Raw genomic sequence first — 18,712 nt, forward strand, 5'->3', positions numbered from 1 at the left:
GTGGCAGGCTGCCTTTCCCTGTCCTATAACCGTCCCGACGCCCTTGGACAGGAGGCCCCGATGACCCGGCACCCCGAACCCGATCCCGCCAAGCTGGCCGCCGCGCGCGCCGCCGTGGCCTTGGTGCAGGACGGCATGAAGCTGGGGCTGGGGACCGGATCGACCGCCAGCGTCATGGTCCGTGTCCTGGCGGACCGCGCGCGCGCCGAGGGGCTGCGGCTGCGCTGCGCCGCCACGTCCCTGGCCACCTGCGAACTGGCCGAAAGCCTGGGCCTGTCCATCGAAAGCCTGGATCGGATCGGCTGGCTGGACATGACCATCGACGGCGCCGACGAGATCGATCCCGACCTGCATCTGATAAAGGGCGGCGGCGGGGCGCATCTGCGCGAAAAGATCGTCGCGGCCGCCAGCAAGCGGATGGTGGTCATCGCCGATCCGGCCAAGGTCGTCGAACAGCTGGGCGTCTTTCCCCTGCCGGTCGAGGTCGTGCAGTTCGGCTTTGAAACCACCCGGACGCTGATCCGCCGCGCCTTGACCGATCTGGATTTGGGCGACCGGGACGTGCTGCACCGCCTGAAAGGCAGCGATCCCTGGGTGACGGACGAGGGGAACTGGATCCTGGACCTGCATCTGGCCTGCATTCCCGATCCGGTCGCCCTGGCCCGCGCCCTGTCGGCCATTCCCGGCGTGGTCGAACACGGGCTGTTCCTGGGCATGTGCCAGCTTGCGATCATCGGCAAGCCCGACGGCACCGTGATCTGCCTGGACCGCAACGAGGGACTGGATGCCGACCTGCTGGCCCATGAAGGGGACGGGCTGTGAGCTTTGACCTTGATCTGTTCGTGATCGGCGGCGGTTCCGGGGGCGTAAGGGCCGCGCGGATCGCGGCGGGCGAACACGGCGCCCGCGTCGCCCTGGCCGAGGAAAGCCGCATGGGCGGCACCTGCGTGATCCGCGGCTGCGTGCCCAAGAAGCTGATGGTCTTTGCCAGCCAGGCCGGACTGATGGCCGACGAGATGCGCGGCTATGGCTGGTGCGATGCGCAGGCGGGACGGTTCGACTGGACCGTGTTCCGGCAGAAACTGGACGCCGAACTGACCCGGCTGGAAATGATCTATACCGCCAACCTGGAAAAGGCGGGGGTCGAGATTTTCCATCAGCGCGCCACCATCGTCGATCACCACACCGTCGCCTTGGCCGACGGCACCACCAGGACCGCCAAGCATATCCTGATCGCCGTCGGGGGGCGCCCCGCCCTGCCGGGCATTCCGGGGCAGGAACTGGGCCTGATTTCCGACGACCTGTTCCTGATGGAATCCCTGCCGCGCCGGGTGCTGCTGGTCGGCGGGGGGTTCATCGCCTGCGAGTTCGCGACCATCCTGGCGGGTTTGGGGTGCGAAACGGTGCAGGTCTATCGCGGCGACGCGGTGTTGCGCGGATTCGACCGGCAGGCCCGCGACATGGCCACCCTGCAACTGAGCGCGATCGGCGTCGATCTGCGCCTGAACGTCAACCCGACCGGCCTTGAACGGTCCGGCGACCGCATCGGCGTCACGTTCAACGACGACAGCCGCGACGACTTCGACGCGGTCATCTGGGCCACGGGGCGCGACCCCCATACTGGCGGTCTGGGGCTGGAAAACACCGGCGTCCACCTGCGCCCGAACGGCGCCATCGTCGTGGACGAGTGGTCGCAGACGGCGGTGCCGTCGATCTTTGCCGTGGGCGACGTGACCGACCGGGTGAACCTGACCCCCGTGGCGATCCGCGAAGGCCATGCCTTTGCCGACACGATGTTTGGCGGGCGCGCGCGCAGCGTGACGCACCATAACATCGCCAGCGCCGTCTATCTGCGCCCGCACGAGGTCGCGTCCGTCGGCCTGACCGAGGAACAGGCCTGCGCGCGGGGCGACGTGGACGTCTATGCGACAGTCTTTCGGCCCATGCGGTCGATGTTCGCGGGCAGCGATGCCAGGATGATGATGAAGCTGCTGGTCGATCCCGACACCGACCTTGTGCTGGGCTGCCACATCTTCGGCCCCGATGCCGGAGAGATGATCCAGCTGGCAGCCATTCCCATCACCCTGGGCGCCACCAAGGCCGATTTCGACGCGACCATGGCCGTGCATCCCACCGCGGCCGAGGAACTGGTGACGATGCGCCAGCCCGCGCGGCGGCATCGGCTGGCGGTTTCTGCACAGGCTGCAACCGCCTGACAATTGCGACAGATCGGCGCGGTCGGGGGGCGTTCGGGTTGACATTTCCCCCCGTCGCACCAGTTTTCAGGCAACGGAATTCCGAAGAAGAAAGAAGGACGACGGATGGCAAGTCAGGGCCCATGGGGCGGCGGAAGCGGCGGAGGAGACGACGAGGATCGCGGCAAGCAGCCCTCGAACCGCCCCTGGGGACAGCAGCAGCCGCCAAAGGGGCCGCAGCGGCCCGGCGGCCCGCAGCAGATGCCCGAGATCGAGGAACTGATGAAGAAGGGCCAGGAACGCCTGCGCGTCCTGATGGGCGGGCGCGGCAGCGGCAACGGCCCGAACGGCGGACCGCGTAGGCCCCAGGGGCCGTCGGGCTTGCAGCTGAATCGATCCACCCTGACCATTGGCGGTCTGGTCCTGGTCGCCTTGTGGGCATTCGCCAGCTTCTATCGCGTCCAAACCAACGAACGCAGCGTCGAATTCCTGTTCGGCCGCGCCGTGGCGGTGGGAAGCGAGGGCCTGAATTTTGCCCCCTGGCCCATCGTCACCGCCGAGGTCATTCCCGTCACCAACGAACGCGTGACGGAAATCGGCACCGGCGCCCAGGGCGAAATGGACAATGGCCTGATGCTGACCCGCGACCAGAACATCGTGGACATGGAATATCAGGTGGTCTGGAACATCTCGGATCCTGAAAAATACCTGTTCAACCTGGCCGATCCCGCCGACACCATGCGGGCCGTGGCGGAATCCGCCATGCGCGACATCATCGCCCGCAGCGAACTGGCGCCGATCCTGAACCGCGACCGGGGCGCCATCGCCACCGACCTGCGCGAGGCGACGCAGCGTACGTTGGACGCCTATCAGTCCGGTATCAACGTGGTTCGCGTCAACCTGGCCCGCGCCGACCCGCCCGGAGAGGTGATCGACGCCTTCCGCGAGGTCCAGGCTGCCCAGCAGGAACGCGACCGGCTCGAGAAAGAGGCGGACGCCTATGCCAACCGCGTCCTGGCCCAGGCCCGCGGTGATGCGGCCCAAGCCCTGGAACAGGCCGAGGCTTATCGTGCCCAAGCCGTCAACACCGCCCAGGGCGAGGCCGCGCGGTTCAATTCGATCTACGAGGAATATGTGAAGGCGCCCGAGGTCACGCGACGCCGCATGTACCTGGAGACCATGGAGGGCGTGCTTGGCGGCGTGGACAAGATCATTCTTGGCGAAGGCATGGACGGGCAGGGGTCGGGCGTCGTGCCCTATCTGCCGCTGGACCAGTTGCGCCGTTCCGGCACCAATGCCGACACCAATCCGAATGCCGGGGGGACCAATTGATGGTGCGTAAACGATCCATTGCGGGAACGCTGGCCATTCCGTTCCTGATCGTGGTCGGCGTCCTTGCGGCATCGTCCCTGTTCATCGTGGACGAACGCGAAAAGGCGCTGGTGCTTCGCCTGGGCCGGGTCGTGTCCGTGCAAGAGGAGCCGGGCCTGGGCTTCAAGGTGCCGTTCCTGGACAACGTGGAAAAATACGACGCCCGCATCCTGGGCCTGCCTACCACGCCGCTGGAGGTGACGCCCCTGGATGACCGCCGCCTGGTGGTCGATGCCTTTGCGCGCTGGCGCATCACCGATGTGGTCCGCTTCCGTCAGGCCGTGGGCACCGGCGGCATCCAGACCGCGCTTGGCCGGTTGGAGCCGATCGTCAGCACCTCGATCCGCGAGGTTCTGGGTTCTGTGCCCTCGACCCAGGTGCTGTCGGACGACCGGACCGCGCTGATGAACCAGATCCGGGACGAGGCGCGGGCCAATTCCGAAGGGTTGGGCGTCGAGATCATCGATGTGCGCCTGACGCGCACCGATCTGCCCGAACAGAACCTGAATGCGACCTATGCCCGGATGCGCGCCGAACGCCAGCGCGAGGCTGCCGACGAAATCGCCCGCGGTGGCGAGGCCGCGCAGCGGGTTCGCGCCGCCGCCGACCGCACGGTGGTGGAACTGACCTCGGAAGCGCAGAAGCGGGCCGAGATCGTCCGGGGCGAGGCCGATGGCCAACGGAACGCGATCTATGCCGACGCCTTTGGCCGCGATCCCGAATTCTTTGCCTTCACGCGGTCGATGACGTCGTACGAACGGGCACTTCGGGGGGAAAACAGCACCATGGTGTTGCAGCCGGATGGCGAGTTCTTCAACTATTTGCGCGATGACGGCGCGAGCCGCGCCAATCCGCCGACGACCCCGGTTCCCGCAGGCAATTCGGCGCAGAACGCCGCCGTCGAACCCCCCGCGCCCGAGGAAGGGCTGGTGACGCCGACCGTCACCGACCGCGAAGGCAACCGCCTGGGCGAAAGCGCGGGCGTCACCCTGACGCCGGTGCCCGAAAGCCTGACCACGCCGCCGCAGGACGCCGAAAGCGTGCCGATGCCGGCCGTGGGAACGGGGGACGCGGCCGATGCGGCCCCATCGGCGCCTGCCGACGCCCCCGTGGATCAGGCCCCGGAACCGCAGCCCCAGGCCGAGCCGGAACCGCCGGCGGCACAAAACTGACCGCATGAACACCACCGGGCGGATGGCAGGCATCCGCCCTTTCTGACATAATTGTCACGATCAGTTCACTGTCCGAGAGCGTGGTTTATTTGCAACGCCGCCCTATTTCTTTTTGGTATCACTGGCGGTCTCCGGCCATGTCAGGACCGGCACTGCGAAAGATGAGGACATCCGCATGAAGACGCTTTCTCCTCGGCACCTTTTGACTGCCTCGGCCTTGGCCGTGACCGTCGGCCTTGGTTTTGCCGCCGCGCAGGACGCGCAGCCGGAAATTTCGCCCGAGGCCAGCCAGCAGGCACAAGAGGCGGCGAACAACAACGAACCGCTGTCGGTTCCCGAAACCGCCACGTCCCAGGTCATGCCCCAAAGCTTTGCCGACCTGGTCCAGAAGGTCGCCCCGGCGGTCGTGAACATCACCACCAGCGCCGTGGTGGCCCAGCCGACCGGCGGTCCCCAGGGCGGGCCGAGCTTTCCCGAAGGCAGCCCGTTTTCCGACCTGTTCCGCGACTTCGGCTTTCCCGGAATGCCGGGCGAGGAAGGGCCGCGCGGCCCCCGGATGCCCCAGCGGTCGAACGCGCTGGGATCGGGCTTCGTCATTTCGGCCGATGGCTTCATCGTCACCAACAACCACGTCATCGATGGCGCGGACGAGATCGAGATCGAGTTCTATTCGGGCGAAACCCTGCCCGCCGAGGTGATCGGCACCGATCCCAACACCGACTTGGCCGTTCTCAAGGTTGAAAGCAGCGATGCGCTGCCCTTCGTGGAGTTCGGAAATTCCGACGACGCGCGCGTGGGCGACTGGGTGCTGGCGCTCGGCAATCCGCTGGGACAGGGTTTTTCGGCCAGTTCGGGGATCGTGTCGGCCCGCAACCGCGAGTTGTCGGGCACCTATGACGATTACCTGCAAACCGACGCCGCGATCAATCGCGGCAATTCCGGCGGGCCGCTGTTCAATCTCCAGGGCGAGGTGGTGGGCGTGAACACTGCCATCCTGTCGCCGAACGGCGGATCGATCGGCATCGGGTTTTCCATGGCGTCCAATGTGGTGTCCAGCGTCGTGGAGCAACTGCGGGAATTCGGCGAAACCCGGCGTGGCTGGCTTGGTGTCAAGATCCAGGACGTGACCCCCGACATGGCCGAGGCGCTTGGCCTTGCCGCCGAATCGGGCGCCATGGTGACGGATGTCCCCGAAGGTCCGGCGCGCGAGGCCGGAATGCTTGCGGGCGATGTCATCACCAATTTCGCCGGATCCGAGGTCGAGGATACCCGGACCCTGGTCCGCCGCGTGGCCGAGGCGCCCGCGGGCGAACCTGTGGACGTGGTCGTGCAGCGCAGCGGCGGTCCGGTCACGCTGTCGGTGACGCTGGGCCGCCGCGAAACCGCCGAAGGCATGGGCGACCCGTCGGGTCCGGCTGAACGGGACGTTGCGCCCCAGCGAGTTCTGGGCATGTCGCTTGCGCCGTTGACGTCGCAAATGGCGCAGGAGATGGACCTGCCCTCGGACAGTCAGGGGCTGGTGGTGCAAGAGGTCGATCCGGCCAGCGAGGCCGCCGAAAAGGGCTTGGCCCCCGGAGACATCATCACCGAGGCGGGCCAGCAGCCTGTGATGTCGGTGGGCGATCTGAACGACCGCATCGACGAGGCGCGCGAGGCAGGCCGCAAGTCGTTGCTGGTGCTGGTGCGCCGTGGCGGCGAACCGCGCTTCGTGGCGCTTCCGGTCGGCCAATCCTGATCGCCGGAACGATTCGAAAGGGGGCGGTCCGGCCGGACCGTCCCCTTTTCATTGCAGGATGGATGGCCTATCTGCCCCCTGCACAGCAAAGGACAAGCAGCCATGGCCCGCATCACCTATATCGAGCATAACGGAACCCGGCACGAGGTGGACGTGAAGCCCGGCATGACGGTGATGGAAGGGGCGCGCGACAACGGCATCCCCGGTATCGACGCCGATTGCGGGGGCGCCTGCGCCTGTTCGACCTGCCATGTCTATGTCGATCCCGCCTGGTCCGACCAGATCCCCCCCAAGGATCCGATGGAGGAGGACATGCTGGACTTTGCGTGGCAGCCCGATCCGGAACGGTCGCGCCTGACCTGCCAGATCAAGGTAACGGATGCCTTGGACGGCCTGGTCGTGCAGATGCCCGAACGCCAGATCTGATCGGACATCCTGCCGCCAGGATGTCCGCTGTGGATTCTGCCCGTCTCTAAGGCGTCAGCCAATGGGACAAATCCCGATTCATTCTGTCCTGAAGCCCAAGAACGTCGTCCCTGTAGATCGACCCCAGTTCCGCCTGGACCGCCGGGCTGAGGCGGGGCAGTGTCACGTCATAGGAATGTCGGGATGCGTTTTTTTCCTTGGTATTGACGCTGAAATTCAGGTTCCCGGCCGTCAGATCGGATTCTAGGCGAAGGTCTTTCATGATCCGCGACACGAGGTTTTCCGGTTCGGCGGCAATGTCGTCGTAAGGATAGATGTTTATGTCCGAGAAATGGGAATCAAAATGCTGAAGGATGTGGAAATATCTTCCAAGTTCGACCATCATCAGATCGTTCGAGACGGTCTCGATGATCGTGGTGGTCGGAAGCCTGCCTTGCAGCATGTGGTGGGTGTAACACGACAGATAGCGTTCCACAGGGTTTCGAACCAGCAAGATCAACGGAATATCGCCAAGGCCTGATCTTATCCGCGCCGCGATGTCCATGCCCCTCGAGGGCGGCCGAAAGTAGTGCGGAGTGCTTTCATACCAGTATGTCGCATCGTCCGTGTCGGGAAAATGGCCCAGATACCCTTCGAATGAGCCAAGGGTTCTCTGGTTCCAGTAATTGACCTCTTTTGGTGTGCTGCCGCTGAAATGACGGGACTTGTTCAGGGCATAGTGCAACCATGTGGTGCCGCATTTTTGCGCGCCGATAATCAGCAGGTTGGGCTTTTTATGCTTGGGGGTGCCGGTCATTTCGTCTCCTCCAGGATTAAAAATGAATGTTCTGCGAACGGGATCGTAAAATTTGGGGTGCGCGGCAGCGCCTTGCCTGCCATCCGGGCTATCCCAGCATCGCCAGCGCCTGGCGCAGGTCGATGGCCCCGTCGTAGAGGGCGCGGCCCGAAATCGCGCCGGCGATGACGCCCGTGTCCGACAGCGCCCGCAGGTCGTCCAGCGACGATACCCCGCCCGAGGCGATCACGGGAATGCCGACCGCGCGGGCCAGCGCCTCGGTCGCGGGGACGTTCGGTCCATGCATGGCCCCGTCGCGGTCGATGTCGGTATAGACGATCGCGGCCACGCCCGCGTCCTGGAACCGGCGGGCCAGGTCGGTGGCCGTGACGTCGGTTTCGGTTGCCCAGCCGCGGGTGGCAACACGGCCTGCGCGCGCGTCGATGCCGACCGCGATCCGGCCTGGAAAGGCCGCCGCTGCCTGCCGCACCAGGTCGGGGTTCTCGACGGCCACGGTTCCCAGAATCACGCGGGTCAGGCCCTTGGACAGCCAGCCCTCGATGGTCGCCATGTCGCGGATGCCGCCGCCAAGCTGGACCGGGATGCGGACCGCCGCCAGGACCGCCTCGACCGCCGCGGCATTTACCGGCTGGCCCGCAAAGGCGCCATTCAGATCGACCAGATGCAGCCATTCGGCCCCCGCGTCCTGAAAGCCGCGCGCCTGCGCCGCCGGATCGGTGCCGAACACGGTCGCCGCCTCCATGTCCCCGCGCAGCAGGCGGACGCAGTTGCCGTCCTTCAGGTCGATGGCGGGGTACAGGATCATGGCAGTCTCCGGGTTTCGCGGTGGTGTTTCTTTGCCACGCGGACGGGCGGAACGGAAGGCCGGGCCGCGACCTCACGTCATGCTTGCCCGAATCCGGACTGCCCCGCAGCATCCGCCCACCATCCCAGGACCGAAGGTCATCATATGCGCCACATCATCGCCGCCGCCATCCTTGCGCTGGCAGGCACCGCCGCCGCCGCCGATCCGATCGAAGGAGTCTGGCAGACCCAGCCGGACGAGGGATCCTTTGCCCATGTCGTCATCAGCCCGTGCGGCGGGGCGTTCTGCGGCACGATCAGCCGCACGTTTCAGGGAACGGCGGAATTCCAGTCGCCGAACCTGGGTCGCCAGATCGTCATCGACATGGCCCCGCAGGGCGGCGGCAACTATGCGGGCCGGGTGTGGCGGCCGGCCAACGACAGGATCTATATCGGCAAGGCCAGCGTGCAGGGCGACCGGATGAGCCTGTCGGGCTGCGTCGCGGGCGGGCTGATCTGCAAAAGCCAGACCTGGGTGCGTGTGCCGTAAGGCGCAACCCGAACCGACGCGGCGGCGTTCCCCGGCGAACCTTTTTCGCCAGGGAACGCATCATGCCGGTAATCACCACGAACGACGGGACGGATCTTCATGTCCGGGACTGGGGGCAGGGCCGCCCGGTGGTCCTGATCCACGGCTGGCCGCTGAACGCGGACAGTTGGGAATACCAGGCCGTGAAACTGGCCGAGGCCGGATACCGCGTCGTCAGCTATGACCGCCGCGGCTTTGGCCGGTCCGGCCAGCCCTGGAACGGCTATGACTATGATCGGCTTGCCGATGACCTTGCCCATGTGATGGACAGTCTGGATCTCGAGGATGTCACGTTGGTCGGCTTTTCCATGGGCGGAGGAGAGGTCGCGCGTTATATGTCCCGCCACGGCGGCGGCGTATCGCAAGCGGTCTTCGTGTCGTCAGTCGTTCCGGGAATGCTGAAATCCGACAGCAATCCAGACGGCATCACGCGCGATCTTCTGGAACAGATCCAAGCCGGCCTGCGCAAGGATCGCCCGGCCTTCCTGTCGGATTTCTTCAAGGACTTTTATGGCCAGGGGCTGATGTCCGGGGTCAGCCAGCCGATTCTCGACTGGACCCTGGACATGGCGATGTTGGCCAGCCCGCGCGCCACGCTGGAATGCGTGACGGCATTCGGCACGACGGATTTTTCGGACGATGTGTCCAAGATCAACGTGCCGACGCTGATCGTCCACGGCAAGAGCGACAAGACGGTCCCCATCGACGCCACCGCGCGCCGGTTGGCCAGGATGCTGCCGAATGCGCAACTGCTGGAATACGGCGGGGCGCCGCACGGGCTGACGGCCACCCACGCCGATCAATTGGTCGAGGATCTGCTGACGTTCCTGCGAACGGCCTGAACGCGCTATGCCGTCCGCCACTGCGACACGCAGGGGATCTTGTCGCGGTCGCAGCGGTCGGCGTATTTGCGGGCGATTTCCTGGACCTCGGCCAGCAGGCCGTCGGCCAGCCTGATCGGGTCCAGCCCCAGGCCCAGGAACCGGTCGTTGGCGACGTGCAGGTCGTTCTCGTCCGCCTCGTTTCGGGGGTTCTTGAGGAACGCCACCTCGACCCCGGTCTGATCGGCGATCATCTTCGCAAGATCGCGGACGCGGTGGGTTTCGGTCATCTGGTTCAGGATGCTGACCCGGTCGCCCTTGGCGGGCGGGTTCGTCAGCGCCAGATCGATGCAGCGGCAGGTGTCCTGGATGTGGATGAAGGCGCGGGTCTGGCCGCCCGTGCCATGCACCGTCAGCGGATAGCCGATGGCCGCCTGCATCAGAAAGCGGTTCAGCACCGTGCCGTAATCCCCGTCGTAATCGAACCGGTTGATGAGACGGTCGTCCATCCGGGTTTCCTCGGTCTGGGTGCCCCAGACGATGCCCTGGTGCAGGTCGGTGATCCGCACGCCATCGTTCTTGTTGTAATAGAAAAAGAACAGCTGATCCTGGGTCTTGGTCATGTGATAGATCGATCCCGGATTGGCGGGATACAGGATTTCCTGCCGGTGGGGTCCGTTTTCGGTGTCCACCACCACGTCCAGATAACCTTCGGGAATCTTCATACCCGCCGTGCCGTAACCATAGACCCCCATTGTGCCCAGGTGGACCAGATGGATGTCCTGGCCGGACTCGACAATGGCCGCCAGCACGTCGTTGGTGGCATTGAGGTTGTTGTTGACGGTATAACGCTTGTGCCAGCTGGATTTCATCGAATAGGGCGCGGCGCGCTGTTCGGCGAAATGGATCACCGCGTCGGGGCGTTCGGTCTGCAACAGGGTCAGCAGGCGGTGGTAGTGTTCGCCCACCGTAAAGTGTTCCACCCGGATCGTGTGGTTGGTCAGGTCGTGCCAGGCGCGCACGCGTTCGCCCAGCGGGCGGATGGGCGTCAGGCTGCCGACCTCGAGTTCCACGTCGATCTTGCGGCGCGACAGGTTGTCCACGACGATGACGTCATGGCCGCGCGCCGACAGGTGCAGCGCGGTCGGCCAGCCGCAAAAGCCGTCTCCGCCCAGAACGATGATCTTCATGAAACCGCCTTTGATACGACCGCGTTTTGCCGCCTTTTAGAATGCCGGCCGGGCGGACGCCATAGCTGCCACGCGGCTGACACACAGCCGTCGCAAAGGCCGGCTCGGGCAAAGGGCGCGTCAGCCCCGCGGATCGATCAGCCGGGCCAGGACGGCGTCGCGGGTGATGCAGCCGCCGCCCTGGACGGGCAGGGCGGTGCGATCCGCCAGCAGGCCCATGACCTGCCGCACCGGCATGTCGCGGGGAACAGGATCACCGGCCGCGTCGCCCGGCTGAGCCACGTCGGCGGCGGTTAGCACGCCCAGCGGGTTCATGTGGGCCACGAAATCGGCGACATAGCCGTTGACCGGATTGGCGATGATGTCGCGCGCGGTGCCGATCTGGACGATGCGGCCCCCCTCCATCAGGGCGATTCGGTTGCCCAGCTTGAACGCCTCGTCCAGATCGTGGCTGACAAAGATGATCGTGCGCTGCGTCTTGGCCTGCAATTCCAGCAATTCGTCCTGAAGCCGCGCCCGGATCAGGGGATCCAGCGCGCTGAAGGGTTCGTCCATCAGCAGGATCGGCGCCTCGGTCGCGAAGGCGCGGGCCAGGCCCACCCGCTGTTGCATTCCCCCCGACAGATCGCCCACCTTGCGTTCGGCCCAGTCGGCCAAGCCCACGGTTTCCAGCTGCCGGTCCACGCGGGCCTTGCGGTCGGCCACCGGCATCCCGGCCAGTTCCAGCCCCAGGCCCACGTTCTCGCGCACGGTGCGCCAGGGCAGCAGGCCGAACTGCTGGAACACCATCGCCACATGGCGCAGGCGGATGTCGCGCAGCGCGCGCTTGCCCGCGCCGCTGACGGAAATCATCTTGCCGCCGTCCCAGACCCGAACCTCGCCCCGGCAGACGTCGTTCAGGGCGTTCACGGCGCGCAGCAGGGTGGATTTGCCCGACCCGGACAGGCCCATCAGCACCAGGATCTCGCCCTGGCGGACGTTCAGGGAACAGTCGTGGACGCCCAGAACCTGTCCGGTGGCCGTCCGAATCTCGGCCCGCTCCTTGCCCTGGTCCATCAGGGGCAGGGCGGCTTCGGGATGGTCGCCAAAGACGATGCTGACCCGGTCGAATTCGACGGCATTGGGTGAGTCGGTCATTTGCGTCCCTCCATCCGCAGCATCCGGTCTAGAAGAATGGCGACAACCACGATCACGAAGCCCGATTCGAACCCCAGCGAGGTGTTCACGCTGTTCAGCGCCCGGACCACCGGAACCCCCAGGCCGGACGCCCCGACCAGGGCCGCGATCACGACCATCGACAGCGACAGCATGATGGTCTGGTTCAGCCCGGCCATGATCTGGGGCAGCGCGCTGGGTAGTTCGACCTTCCACAGAAGCTGGCGCGGGGTGGCGCCAAAGGCGGTCGCGGCCTCGACCAGGGCGGGCGGGGTCGAACTGATGCCAAGCTGCGTCAGCCGGATCGGCGCCGGCAGCACGAAGATCACGGTGGCCAGCAGGCCCGGCACCATGCCGATGCCGAAGAACACGATGGCCGGGATCAGATAGACGAAGGTGGGCAGCGTCTGCATCAGATCCAGCACCGGCCGCATCCAGGCGTACAGGCGCGGGCGGTGCGCGGCGGCGATCCCCACCGGCACGCCGATCGCCATGCAGACCAGGCAGGCGGCCAGCACCAGGGTCAGGGACTGCATCATCTCGTCCCAATAGCCCTGGTTCAGCACGAACAGCAGGCCCAGGGCCACCAGCAGGCAGGTCTTCCAGTTGCGTTGCAGCAGCCAGGTCAGCGCCATGGCCAGCAGGATGAACAGCAGCGGGTGCGGCGCCTGAAGCGCCGCCAGGATGCCCGCGATCAGCCATTCCAGAACCCCCGCGATGGTGTTGAACAGCCCCGCCGCATTGGCGTTCAGCCAGTCGAAGACTCCCTTGGCCGTCCGTCCGACGGGAATCTTGTTGTCGGTGACAAGCGCCGTCAGCTGCTCCATTCGGTGTTCCTTGGTTGGATGTGGTTGCCTGCGGCGGGGCGGGGGATCAGCCGGACAGCGCCTCGATCAGGGCGGCCTGCGCGTCGTTGCCGTCCACGGTGGTCACGCCGTCCAGCCAGGGGGCGGCGGCATCGGGATTGGCCGTCAGCCAGTCCTTCGCGGCCTCCATCGGATCCTGGCCGTCGTTCAGGATCTTGCCCATCACCTCGTTTTCCATGGGCAGGGTGAATTCCAGGTTTTGCAGGAACTTGCCCACGTTCGGGCATTCCGCGACATAACCCTGGCGTGTGTTGGTGCGCACCTCGGCCCCGCCCAGATCGGGGCCGAAAACCTCGTCCCCGCCGGTCAGATAGGTCATGGCGAACTGGGCGTTCATCGGGTGGGGTTCCCAGCCCAGGAACACCACCGGCTGGCCTGCGGCATCGGCGCGGGCCACCTGCGCCAGCATTCCCTGTTCGCTGGATTCGACCACCTCGAAGGTGCCCAGCCCGAACTTGTCCTCGGCCACCATTTCCAGCAGCAGGCGGTTGCCGTCGTTGCCCGGCTCGATGCCATAGATCTGGCCGGACAGCGCGTCCTTGTTTTCGGCGATCTTGCTGAAATCCGTGATGCCCAGGTCGGCGCCCGCCTTGTTGGTGGCCAGCGTGTATTTCGCGCCCGTCAGGTTGGTGCGCACCGTGTCGACCGTGCCCGCGTCGCGATAGGGGGCGATGTCGGCCTCCATCGTGGGCATCCAGTTGCCCAGAAAGATGTCCACGTCGTCGGTGGACAGCGCCGTATAGGTGACGGGCACCGACAGCAGCTTTGTTTCGGTTTCATACCCCAAGGCTTGCAACACCGTCGAGGCGAGGGCCGTCGTCGCGGTGATGTCGGTCCAGCCGACGTCGGACAGGACCACCTGGCGGCAATCCTCGGGTTCGGCGGCGGCAAGCGGTCCGGCAAGGATCGCACCAAGCACCAGAGATGTGGTCAGGCGAAAACGGATCATGCAAGGCTCCCTGTTCTTGATTGGTCAGTCAATTAAAGATAGACAGGCCCTGAATAGCAACCATCTTCTGCAAACAGGTGCCGCATTGCCCAAGATCGGGGCCGAGCCTATCCGAAAAGCCGCGTTAATCAACGCCACGATCTTCGAGATCGGGCGCGCGGGTTCGCTGGACGTGACCGTGGCGCAGATCGCCCGGCGCGCGGGCATGTCGCCGGCGCTGGCGCATCATTATTTCGGATCCAAGGAACAGATGTTCCTGTCGGCGATGCGTTACATCCTGCGCACCTATGGCCGGTCGGTGGTCGAACGCCTGCCGGGCCACGGGCGGCGCGGGCGCCTTGACGCGATCATCCAAGCCAGTTTCGCCCCCCAGAATTTCCAGCGCGAAACCGTCAGCGCCTGGATCAATTTCTATGCCTTGGCGCTGATAAACCCCGAGGCCGGGCGCCTGCTGCGCGTTTATCACCGCAGGCTGCGGTCGAACCTGATCCTGGCGCTGCGGCCCCTGACCGACGATCCGGCACGGATAGCCGAAACCCTGGGGGCGCTGATCGACGGGGTGTATCTGCGCACCGTCCTGATGCGCGGCGACGTGGATGCCAAGGCCGCCATCACCCTGATCTCTGATTATCTGGACGAGGCCCTGCGATGACCCTTGACGCCCAACCCGCGGCCAGCCTGTTCATCGACGGCGGCTTTGTCGAAGGCGAAGGCGCGGCGCTGCCGGTGCTGTATCCCTTTACCGGCCAGGAAATCGCATCGCTGCGCGAGGCGTCCGCGAATCAGGTGGCGCTGGCCTGTCGGGCGGCGGCCCGCGCGCAACCCGCATGGGCGGCGATGGCGCCCGCCGACCGGGGCCGCGTCCTGTCGCGGGCCGCCGCGATCATCCGCGACCGCAACGACGACCTGTCCCGGCTGGAAACGCTGGACACCGGCAAGCCGATCCAGGAAACGCTGGTGGCCGACTGGGCGTCGGGCGCGGCGGCGCTGGAATATTTCGGCGGGCTGGCGGCGACCGTGACCGGCCAGATGATTCCGCTGGGCCGCGACTGGGCCTATACGCGGCGCGAGGCCCTGGGCGTCTGCGCGGGCATCGGCGCCTGGAACTATCCCAGCCAGATCGCCTGCTGGAAGGCCGCGCCCGCGCTGGCCATGGGCAACGCGATGGTCTTCAAGCCGTCCGAGGAAACGCCGCTGGGCGCCCTGAAGCTGGCTGAGATCCTGCTGGAGGCGGGCGCCCCGCCGGGCGTCTTCAATGTCGTGCAGGGACGTGGCGATGTCGGTGCGGCGCTGGTGACGGATCCGAACGTCGCCAAGGTTTCGCTGACCGGATCGGTGCCTACGGGCCGTCGCGTCTATGCCGCCGCCGCCGAGGGGATGCGCCATGTGACGATGGAGCTTGGCGGCAAGTCGCCCCTGATCGTGTTCGACGACGCCCGCCTTGACGATGCCGTGGGCGCGGCGATCCTGGCGAATTTCTATTCCTCGGGGCAGATCTGTTCCAACGGCACGCGGGTGTTCCTGCAACAGGGCATCGCGCAGCGGTTCCTCGATCGGCTGGCCGAGCGGCTGGCGCAGGTCCGCACCGGCGACCCGCTGGACCCGGACACGCAGTTCGGCCCGATCATCAACCCGGCGCAGGCGGACAGGATCCGCGCGGCCATCGCGGCAGGGCAGGACGCCGGCGCGCGGCTGGTCTGCGGCGGCGCGGGCGAGGGGGCCTTCATTCCCCCCACCGTCTTTGCCGATGCCACCGACGACATGACCATCACCCGCGACGAGATCTTCGGCCCGGTGATGACCACGCTGTCCTTTGCCGACGAGTCCGAGGCCGTGGCCCGCGCGAACGCCACAGGCTTCGGCCTGGCGGCAGGCGTCTTTACCCAGGATCTGACGCGCGCCCATCGGGTCGTCGCGGCGCTGGAGGCGGGCACCTGCTGGATCAACGCCTACAACCTGACGCCGGTGGAAATGCCCTTCGGGGGCATCAAGCTGTCGGGCCTGGGCCGCGAGAACGGCACCGCCGCCATCGAGCATTATTCGCAACTCAAAACCGTCTATGTCGGCATGGGCGCCGTCGAGGCGCCGTATTAGGGGGATCGTCATGACCGCAGATTACGTCATCGTCGGCGCCGGGTCCGCCGGCTGCGCGCTGGCCTATCGCCTGACCGAGGCCGGGCACAGCGTCACCCTGATCGAATACGGCGGCAGCGATATCGGCATCTTCATCCAGATGCCGGGCGCGCTGTCCTATCCCATGAACATGCCGCGATACGACTGGGGATTCGCCAGCCAGCCCGAACCGCACCTGGGCGGGCGCAGGCTCGCCACGCCGCGCGGCAAGGTGCTGGGCGGGTCGTCGTCCATCAACGGCATGGTCTTCGTGCGCGGCCATCGCAAGGACTACGACCACTGGCGCGACAGCGGCGCGTCCGGCTGGGGCTATGACGACGTGCTGCCCTATTTCAAGCGGATGGAAACCTGGCACGGCGGCGTGTCGGAATGGCGCGGCACCGACGGGCCGCTGCACGTGACGCGCGGCAAGCGGCGCAATCCGCTGTTCAACGCCTTCATCCAGGCGGGCCAGCAGGCGGGCTGGCCCTATACGTCTGATTACAACGGCGAAAACCAGGAAGGCTTCGGCCCGATGGAGGCGACCATCTGGAAAGGCCGCCGCTGGTCCGCCGCCAATGCCTATCTGCGCCCGGCGCAAAAGACCGGCCGCCTGACCGTGATCCGCGCCTTTGCCCGCCGCATCCTATTCCGGGACCGGCGCGCCTGTGGCGTCGAGATCGAGCGCGGCGGCCGGATCGAGGACATCCGCGCGGGCCGCGAGGTGATCGTCTCGGCCAGTTCGATCAACACGCCGAAACTGTTGATGCTGTCGGGAATAGGCCCCGCCGACCACCTGCGAAGCCACGGCATCACGCCGCTGGCCGATCGTCCGGGCGTCGGCGCGAACTTGCAGGACCATCTTGAAATTTACATGCAATACAAGGCGTTGAAGCCGATCACGCTGTACACCTATTACAACCTGCTGGGCAAGGGCCGGGTGGGTGTGGAATGGCTGCTGCAAAAGACCGGGCTGGGGGCGTCGAACCAGTTCGAAAGCTGCGGGTTCATCCGGTCTTCGGACGCGGCGGATTATCCCGACATCCAGTATCATTTCCTGCCGCTGGCCGTGCGCTATGACGGCAAGGCGGCGGCGCAGGGCCATGGCTTTCAGGCCCATGTCGGCCCGATGCGGTCGAAATCGCGCGGCACGGTACGGCTGACCTCGGCCGATCCGGCCGCGGCCCCGGACATCCGCTTCAACTACATGTCCCATCCCGACGACTGGGCCGAATTCCGCGCCTGCGTGCGCCTGACACGGCAAATCTTCGACCAGCCCGCCTTTGCCGAATACCGGGGCGATGAAATCCAGCCCGGCGCGGCGGTCCAGACCGACGACCAGATCGACGCCTTCATCCGCGACCATGCCGAATCGGCCTATCACCCCTGCGGCACGGCCCGCATGGGGGCGGCGACCGACCCGATGGCCGTGGTCGATCCCGACCTGCGGGTGATCGGGGTCCAGGGGCTGCGCGTCGCCGACAGCTCGGTCTTTCCGCGCGTGACCAACGGCAACCTCAACGGCCCCTCGATCATGGTCGGCGAAAAGGCGGCCGACCACGTCCTGGGCCGCCTGGCCAGCCCCGACAGCGACCGGATGGCGGCCGAATAGGCGCTTTCGTCCCTATTGAAGCATTCCCGCCAGAGGCTTGGGCGCCCGCCGCCCGGATCAGCCCTTCCCGTCGCGCGCGGCGGCGATGGCGGGTTCCAGCCCGTCGGCGGGCATTCCCCGCAACAGCGTGTCGCCGATGACGAAGGTGGGCGTGCCCATGATCGCCATGCGTTCGGCCAGCTGCCGGTTGTCGCGCAGCACGGCCGAAACGGAGTCCGTGTTCATCGTGTTCAGAATCTCGTCCGCGTCCACGCCGATGTCGCCGGCGATGGTGCGCAGCGCCTCGGGCGAGGGCGCGCCGCGCAGGGCCATCAGGGCGTGATGGGCCTTGACATAGGCGTCATCCCCGCCGATCTGCTTGACCGCAACCGCAAATCGGGACGAGGTTTCGCTGTCCTGTCCCAGGATCGGAAATTCCTTCAGGATCAGCCTGATATTTCCGTCTGACGCCACGGTGTCCTGGACCTGCTGGTTGAACTTGCGGCAATAGCCGCAGCGATAGTCGATGAATTCCACCATCGTCACATCGCCGTCAGGGTTGCCGCCGACCCAGCTGTAACCATCCTCGAAGATGGCATCGCGGTTTGCGGCGATCAGGGCCACGTCGTTTTCGACCTCGGACGCGGCGCGGCGTTCTTCCAGCACGTTGATGGATTCCACCAGAACCTCGGGGTTGGCCATCAGGTATTCGCGCACGGCCGCCCCGAAGGCGGTCTTTTCGGCGTCCGACATCGCGCCGATCTCAAAGGACAGGGCGGGGGTCGCGGTCATCAGCAGCGCAGCGATCAGGCGTTTCATCGGCATCCTCGTGACAGGTTTTCACGAAGCTTGGCGCGTGAACGCGCCCTTGGCAAGAAAGCCGCCGACAAAGCTGCGTGACCGGCGCCCGTCCCAAGGGGCTTTTCGGACACGTCCTACGCGCGTAAGACAGCACAAAAAG

The 18,712-nt window shown here is 66.1% G+C and carries 18 protein-coding genes; 11 read left to right on the top strand and 7 right to left on the bottom strand.

Features of this window, described 5'->3' with window-relative positions; genetic code table 11:
- Positions 1–60: 60 nt before the first annotated feature.
- The 6 genes from rpiA (at position 61) to CHB77_RS02230 (ending at position 6,899) form a co-directional block, all read left to right on the top strand.
- Entirely contained in the window at positions 61–822 is a 762-nt protein-coding gene (rpiA, locus tag CHB77_RS02205) for a ribose-5-phosphate isomerase RpiA (RefSeq protein WP_089386528.1), read from the top strand.
- Positions 819–2,216 carry a glutathione-disulfide reductase gene (gene gorA / locus CHB77_RS02210; protein ID WP_089386529.1) on the top strand — a complete coding sequence of 466 codons (1,398 nt, stop codon included), beginning with the start codon at positions 819–821 and terminating at the stop codon, positions 2,214–2,216. The genes rpiA and gorA overlap by 4 nt, the downstream gene beginning before the upstream one ends.
- A 105-nt stretch (positions 2,217–2,321) precedes the next feature.
- Positions 2,322–3,527 carry an FtsH protease activity modulator HflK gene (gene hflK, locus CHB77_RS02215; protein ID WP_089386530.1) on the top strand — a complete coding sequence of 402 codons (1,206 nt, stop codon included), beginning with the start codon at positions 2,322–2,324 and terminating at the stop codon, positions 3,525–3,527.
- Positions 3,527–4,738, top strand: coding sequence for a protease modulator HflC (gene hflC, locus CHB77_RS02220; RefSeq protein WP_089386531.1), 1,212 nt, complete (start codon positions 3,527–3,529; stop codon positions 4,736–4,738). Before hflK ends, hflC begins: the two co-directional genes overlap by 1 nt.
- 175 nt (positions 4,739–4,913) lie before the next feature.
- Positions 4,914–6,473 (top strand): Do family serine endopeptidase, encoded by a 1,560-nt coding sequence (locus CHB77_RS02225; RefSeq protein ID WP_089386532.1) that lies wholly within the window; start codon positions 4,914–4,916, stop codon positions 6,471–6,473.
- Between the two features lie 102 nt (positions 6,474–6,575).
- Entirely contained in the window at positions 6,576–6,899 is a 324-nt protein-coding gene (locus tag CHB77_RS02230) for a 2Fe-2S iron-sulfur cluster-binding protein (protein ID WP_089386533.1), read from the top strand.
- 46 nt (positions 6,900–6,945) lie between these two features.
- Here the strand turns inward: CHB77_RS02230 and CHB77_RS02235 are convergent, their stop codons facing one another.
- Positions 6,946–7,695, bottom strand: coding sequence for a sulfotransferase family protein (locus CHB77_RS02235; protein ID WP_089386534.1), 750 nt, complete (start codon positions 7,693–7,695; stop codon positions 6,946–6,948).
- A gap of 88 nt (positions 7,696–7,783) precedes the next feature.
- A complete protein-coding gene (gene hisA, locus CHB77_RS02240; RefSeq protein ID WP_089386535.1) occupies positions 7,784–8,500 on the bottom strand; it encodes a 1-(5-phosphoribosyl)-5-[(5-phosphoribosylamino)methylideneamino]imidazole-4-carboxamide isomerase in 717 nt (238 codons plus the stop codon).
- Between the two features lie 144 nt (positions 8,501–8,644).
- Between hisA and CHB77_RS02245 the strand changes: the two genes are divergently transcribed.
- Positions 8,645–9,028, top strand: a complete 384-nt coding sequence (locus CHB77_RS02245) for a DUF2147 domain-containing protein (RefSeq protein WP_089386536.1) — start codon at positions 8,645–8,647, stop codon at positions 9,026–9,028.
- A gap of 62 nt (positions 9,029–9,090) precedes the next feature.
- Positions 9,091–9,909, top strand: coding sequence for an alpha/beta fold hydrolase (locus tag CHB77_RS02250; RefSeq protein WP_089386537.1), 819 nt, complete (start codon positions 9,091–9,093; stop codon positions 9,907–9,909).
- A 5-nt stretch (positions 9,910–9,914) separates the two neighbouring features.
- Here the strand turns inward: CHB77_RS02250 and CHB77_RS02255 are convergent, their stop codons facing one another.
- The 4 genes from CHB77_RS02255 to choX all read right to left on the bottom strand — a co-directional run bounded on the left by CHB77_RS02255 (position 9,915) and on the right by choX (position 14,048).
- On the bottom strand, positions 9,915–11,078 hold the full coding sequence (locus tag CHB77_RS02255; RefSeq protein WP_089386538.1) for an NAD-dependent epimerase/dehydratase family protein: 1,164 nt from the start codon (positions 11,076–11,078) through the stop codon (positions 9,915–9,917).
- A 120-nt stretch (positions 11,079–11,198) separates the two neighbouring features.
- Positions 11,199–12,215, bottom strand: coding sequence for a choline ABC transporter ATP-binding protein (gene choV / locus CHB77_RS02260; protein ID WP_089386539.1), 1,017 nt, complete (start codon positions 12,213–12,215; stop codon positions 11,199–11,201).
- Positions 12,212–13,060, bottom strand: coding sequence for a choline ABC transporter permease subunit (gene choW, locus CHB77_RS02265; protein ID WP_089386540.1), 849 nt, complete (start codon positions 13,058–13,060; stop codon positions 12,212–12,214). Before choW ends, choV begins: the two co-directional genes overlap by 4 nt.
- A 46-nt stretch (positions 13,061–13,106) precedes the next feature.
- Positions 13,107–14,048, bottom strand: coding sequence for a choline ABC transporter substrate-binding protein (choX, locus tag CHB77_RS02270; RefSeq protein ID WP_089386541.1), 942 nt, complete (start codon positions 14,046–14,048; stop codon positions 13,107–13,109).
- A gap of 85 nt (positions 14,049–14,133) precedes the next feature.
- Between choX and betI the strand changes: the two genes are divergently transcribed.
- From betI to betA, 3 genes are read left to right on the top strand one after another with little or no spacing between them, the layout of a single operon-like run.
- Positions 14,134–14,700 carry a choline-binding transcriptional repressor BetI gene (betI, locus tag CHB77_RS02275; RefSeq protein ID WP_089386542.1) on the top strand — a complete coding sequence of 189 codons (567 nt, stop codon included), beginning with the start codon at positions 14,134–14,136 and terminating at the stop codon, positions 14,698–14,700.
- Positions 14,697–16,142, top strand: a complete 1,446-nt coding sequence (gene betB, locus CHB77_RS02280; RefSeq protein ID WP_089386543.1) for a betaine-aldehyde dehydrogenase — start codon at positions 14,697–14,699, stop codon at positions 16,140–16,142. The genes betI and betB overlap by 4 nt, the downstream gene beginning before the upstream one ends.
- A gap of 10 nt (positions 16,143–16,152) precedes the next feature.
- A complete protein-coding gene (gene betA / locus CHB77_RS02285; RefSeq protein ID WP_089386544.1) occupies positions 16,153–17,772 on the top strand; it encodes a choline dehydrogenase in 1,620 nt (539 codons plus the stop codon).
- Between the two features lie 57 nt (positions 17,773–17,829).
- On the opposite strand, the gene CHB77_RS02290 is transcribed toward betA, so the two are convergent.
- A complete protein-coding gene (locus CHB77_RS02290; protein ID WP_089386711.1) occupies positions 17,830–18,570 on the bottom strand; it encodes a DsbA family protein in 741 nt (246 codons plus the stop codon).
- Positions 18,571–18,712: the final 142 nt, after the last annotated feature.

The organism is Paracoccus sediminis, assembly GCF_900188295.1.
GTDB classification, from domain to species: domain Bacteria; phylum Pseudomonadota; class Alphaproteobacteria; order Rhodobacterales; family Rhodobacteraceae; genus Paracoccus; species Paracoccus sediminis.

What these genes read in the sequence shown, in the direction of transcription:
- hisA (WP_089386535.1), bottom strand. Translation starts at nt 8,500, where the DNA reads ATGATCCTGTACCCCGCCATCGACCTGAAGGACGGCAACTGCGTCCGC.
- CHB77_RS02290 (WP_089386711.1), bottom strand. Translation starts at nt 18,570, where the DNA reads ATGAAACGCCTGATCGCTGCGCTGCTGATGACCGCGACCCCCGCCCTG.
- betB (WP_089386543.1), top strand. Translation starts at nt 14,697, where the DNA reads ATGACCCTTGACGCCCAACCCGCGGCCAGCCTGTTCATCGACGGCGGC.
- rpiA (WP_089386528.1), top strand. Translation starts at nt 61, where the DNA reads ATGACCCGGCACCCCGAACCCGATCCCGCCAAGCTGGCCGCCGCGCGC.
- CHB77_RS02230 (WP_089386533.1), top strand. Translation starts at nt 6,576, where the DNA reads ATGGCCCGCATCACCTATATCGAGCATAACGGAACCCGGCACGAGGTG.
- choW (WP_089386540.1), bottom strand. Translation starts at nt 13,060, where the DNA reads ATGGAGCAGCTGACGGCGCTTGTCACCGACAACAAGATTCCCGTCGGA.
- choX (WP_089386541.1), bottom strand. Translation starts at nt 14,048, where the DNA reads ATGATCCGTTTTCGCCTGACCACATCTCTGGTGCTTGGTGCGATCCTT.
- CHB77_RS02225 (WP_089386532.1), top strand. Translation starts at nt 4,914, where the DNA reads ATGAAGACGCTTTCTCCTCGGCACCTTTTGACTGCCTCGGCCTTGGCC.
- CHB77_RS02250 (WP_089386537.1), top strand. Translation starts at nt 9,091, where the DNA reads ATGCCGGTAATCACCACGAACGACGGGACGGATCTTCATGTCCGGGAC.
- hflC (WP_089386531.1), top strand. Translation starts at nt 3,527, where the DNA reads ATGGTGCGTAAACGATCCATTGCGGGAACGCTGGCCATTCCGTTCCTG.
- CHB77_RS02255 (WP_089386538.1), bottom strand. Translation starts at nt 11,078, where the DNA reads ATGAAGATCATCGTTCTGGGCGGAGACGGCTTTTGCGGCTGGCCGACC.
- choV (WP_089386539.1), bottom strand. Translation starts at nt 12,215, where the DNA reads ATGACCGACTCACCCAATGCCGTCGAATTCGACCGGGTCAGCATCGTC.
- CHB77_RS02235 (WP_089386534.1), bottom strand. Translation starts at nt 7,695, where the DNA reads ATGACCGGCACCCCCAAGCATAAAAAGCCCAACCTGCTGATTATCGGC.
- betA (WP_089386544.1), top strand. Translation starts at nt 16,153, where the DNA reads ATGACCGCAGATTACGTCATCGTCGGCGCCGGGTCCGCCGGCTGCGCG.
- CHB77_RS02245 (WP_089386536.1), top strand. Translation starts at nt 8,645, where the DNA reads ATGCGCCACATCATCGCCGCCGCCATCCTTGCGCTGGCAGGCACCGCC.
- hflK (WP_089386530.1), top strand. Translation starts at nt 2,322, where the DNA reads ATGGCAAGTCAGGGCCCATGGGGCGGCGGAAGCGGCGGAGGAGACGAC.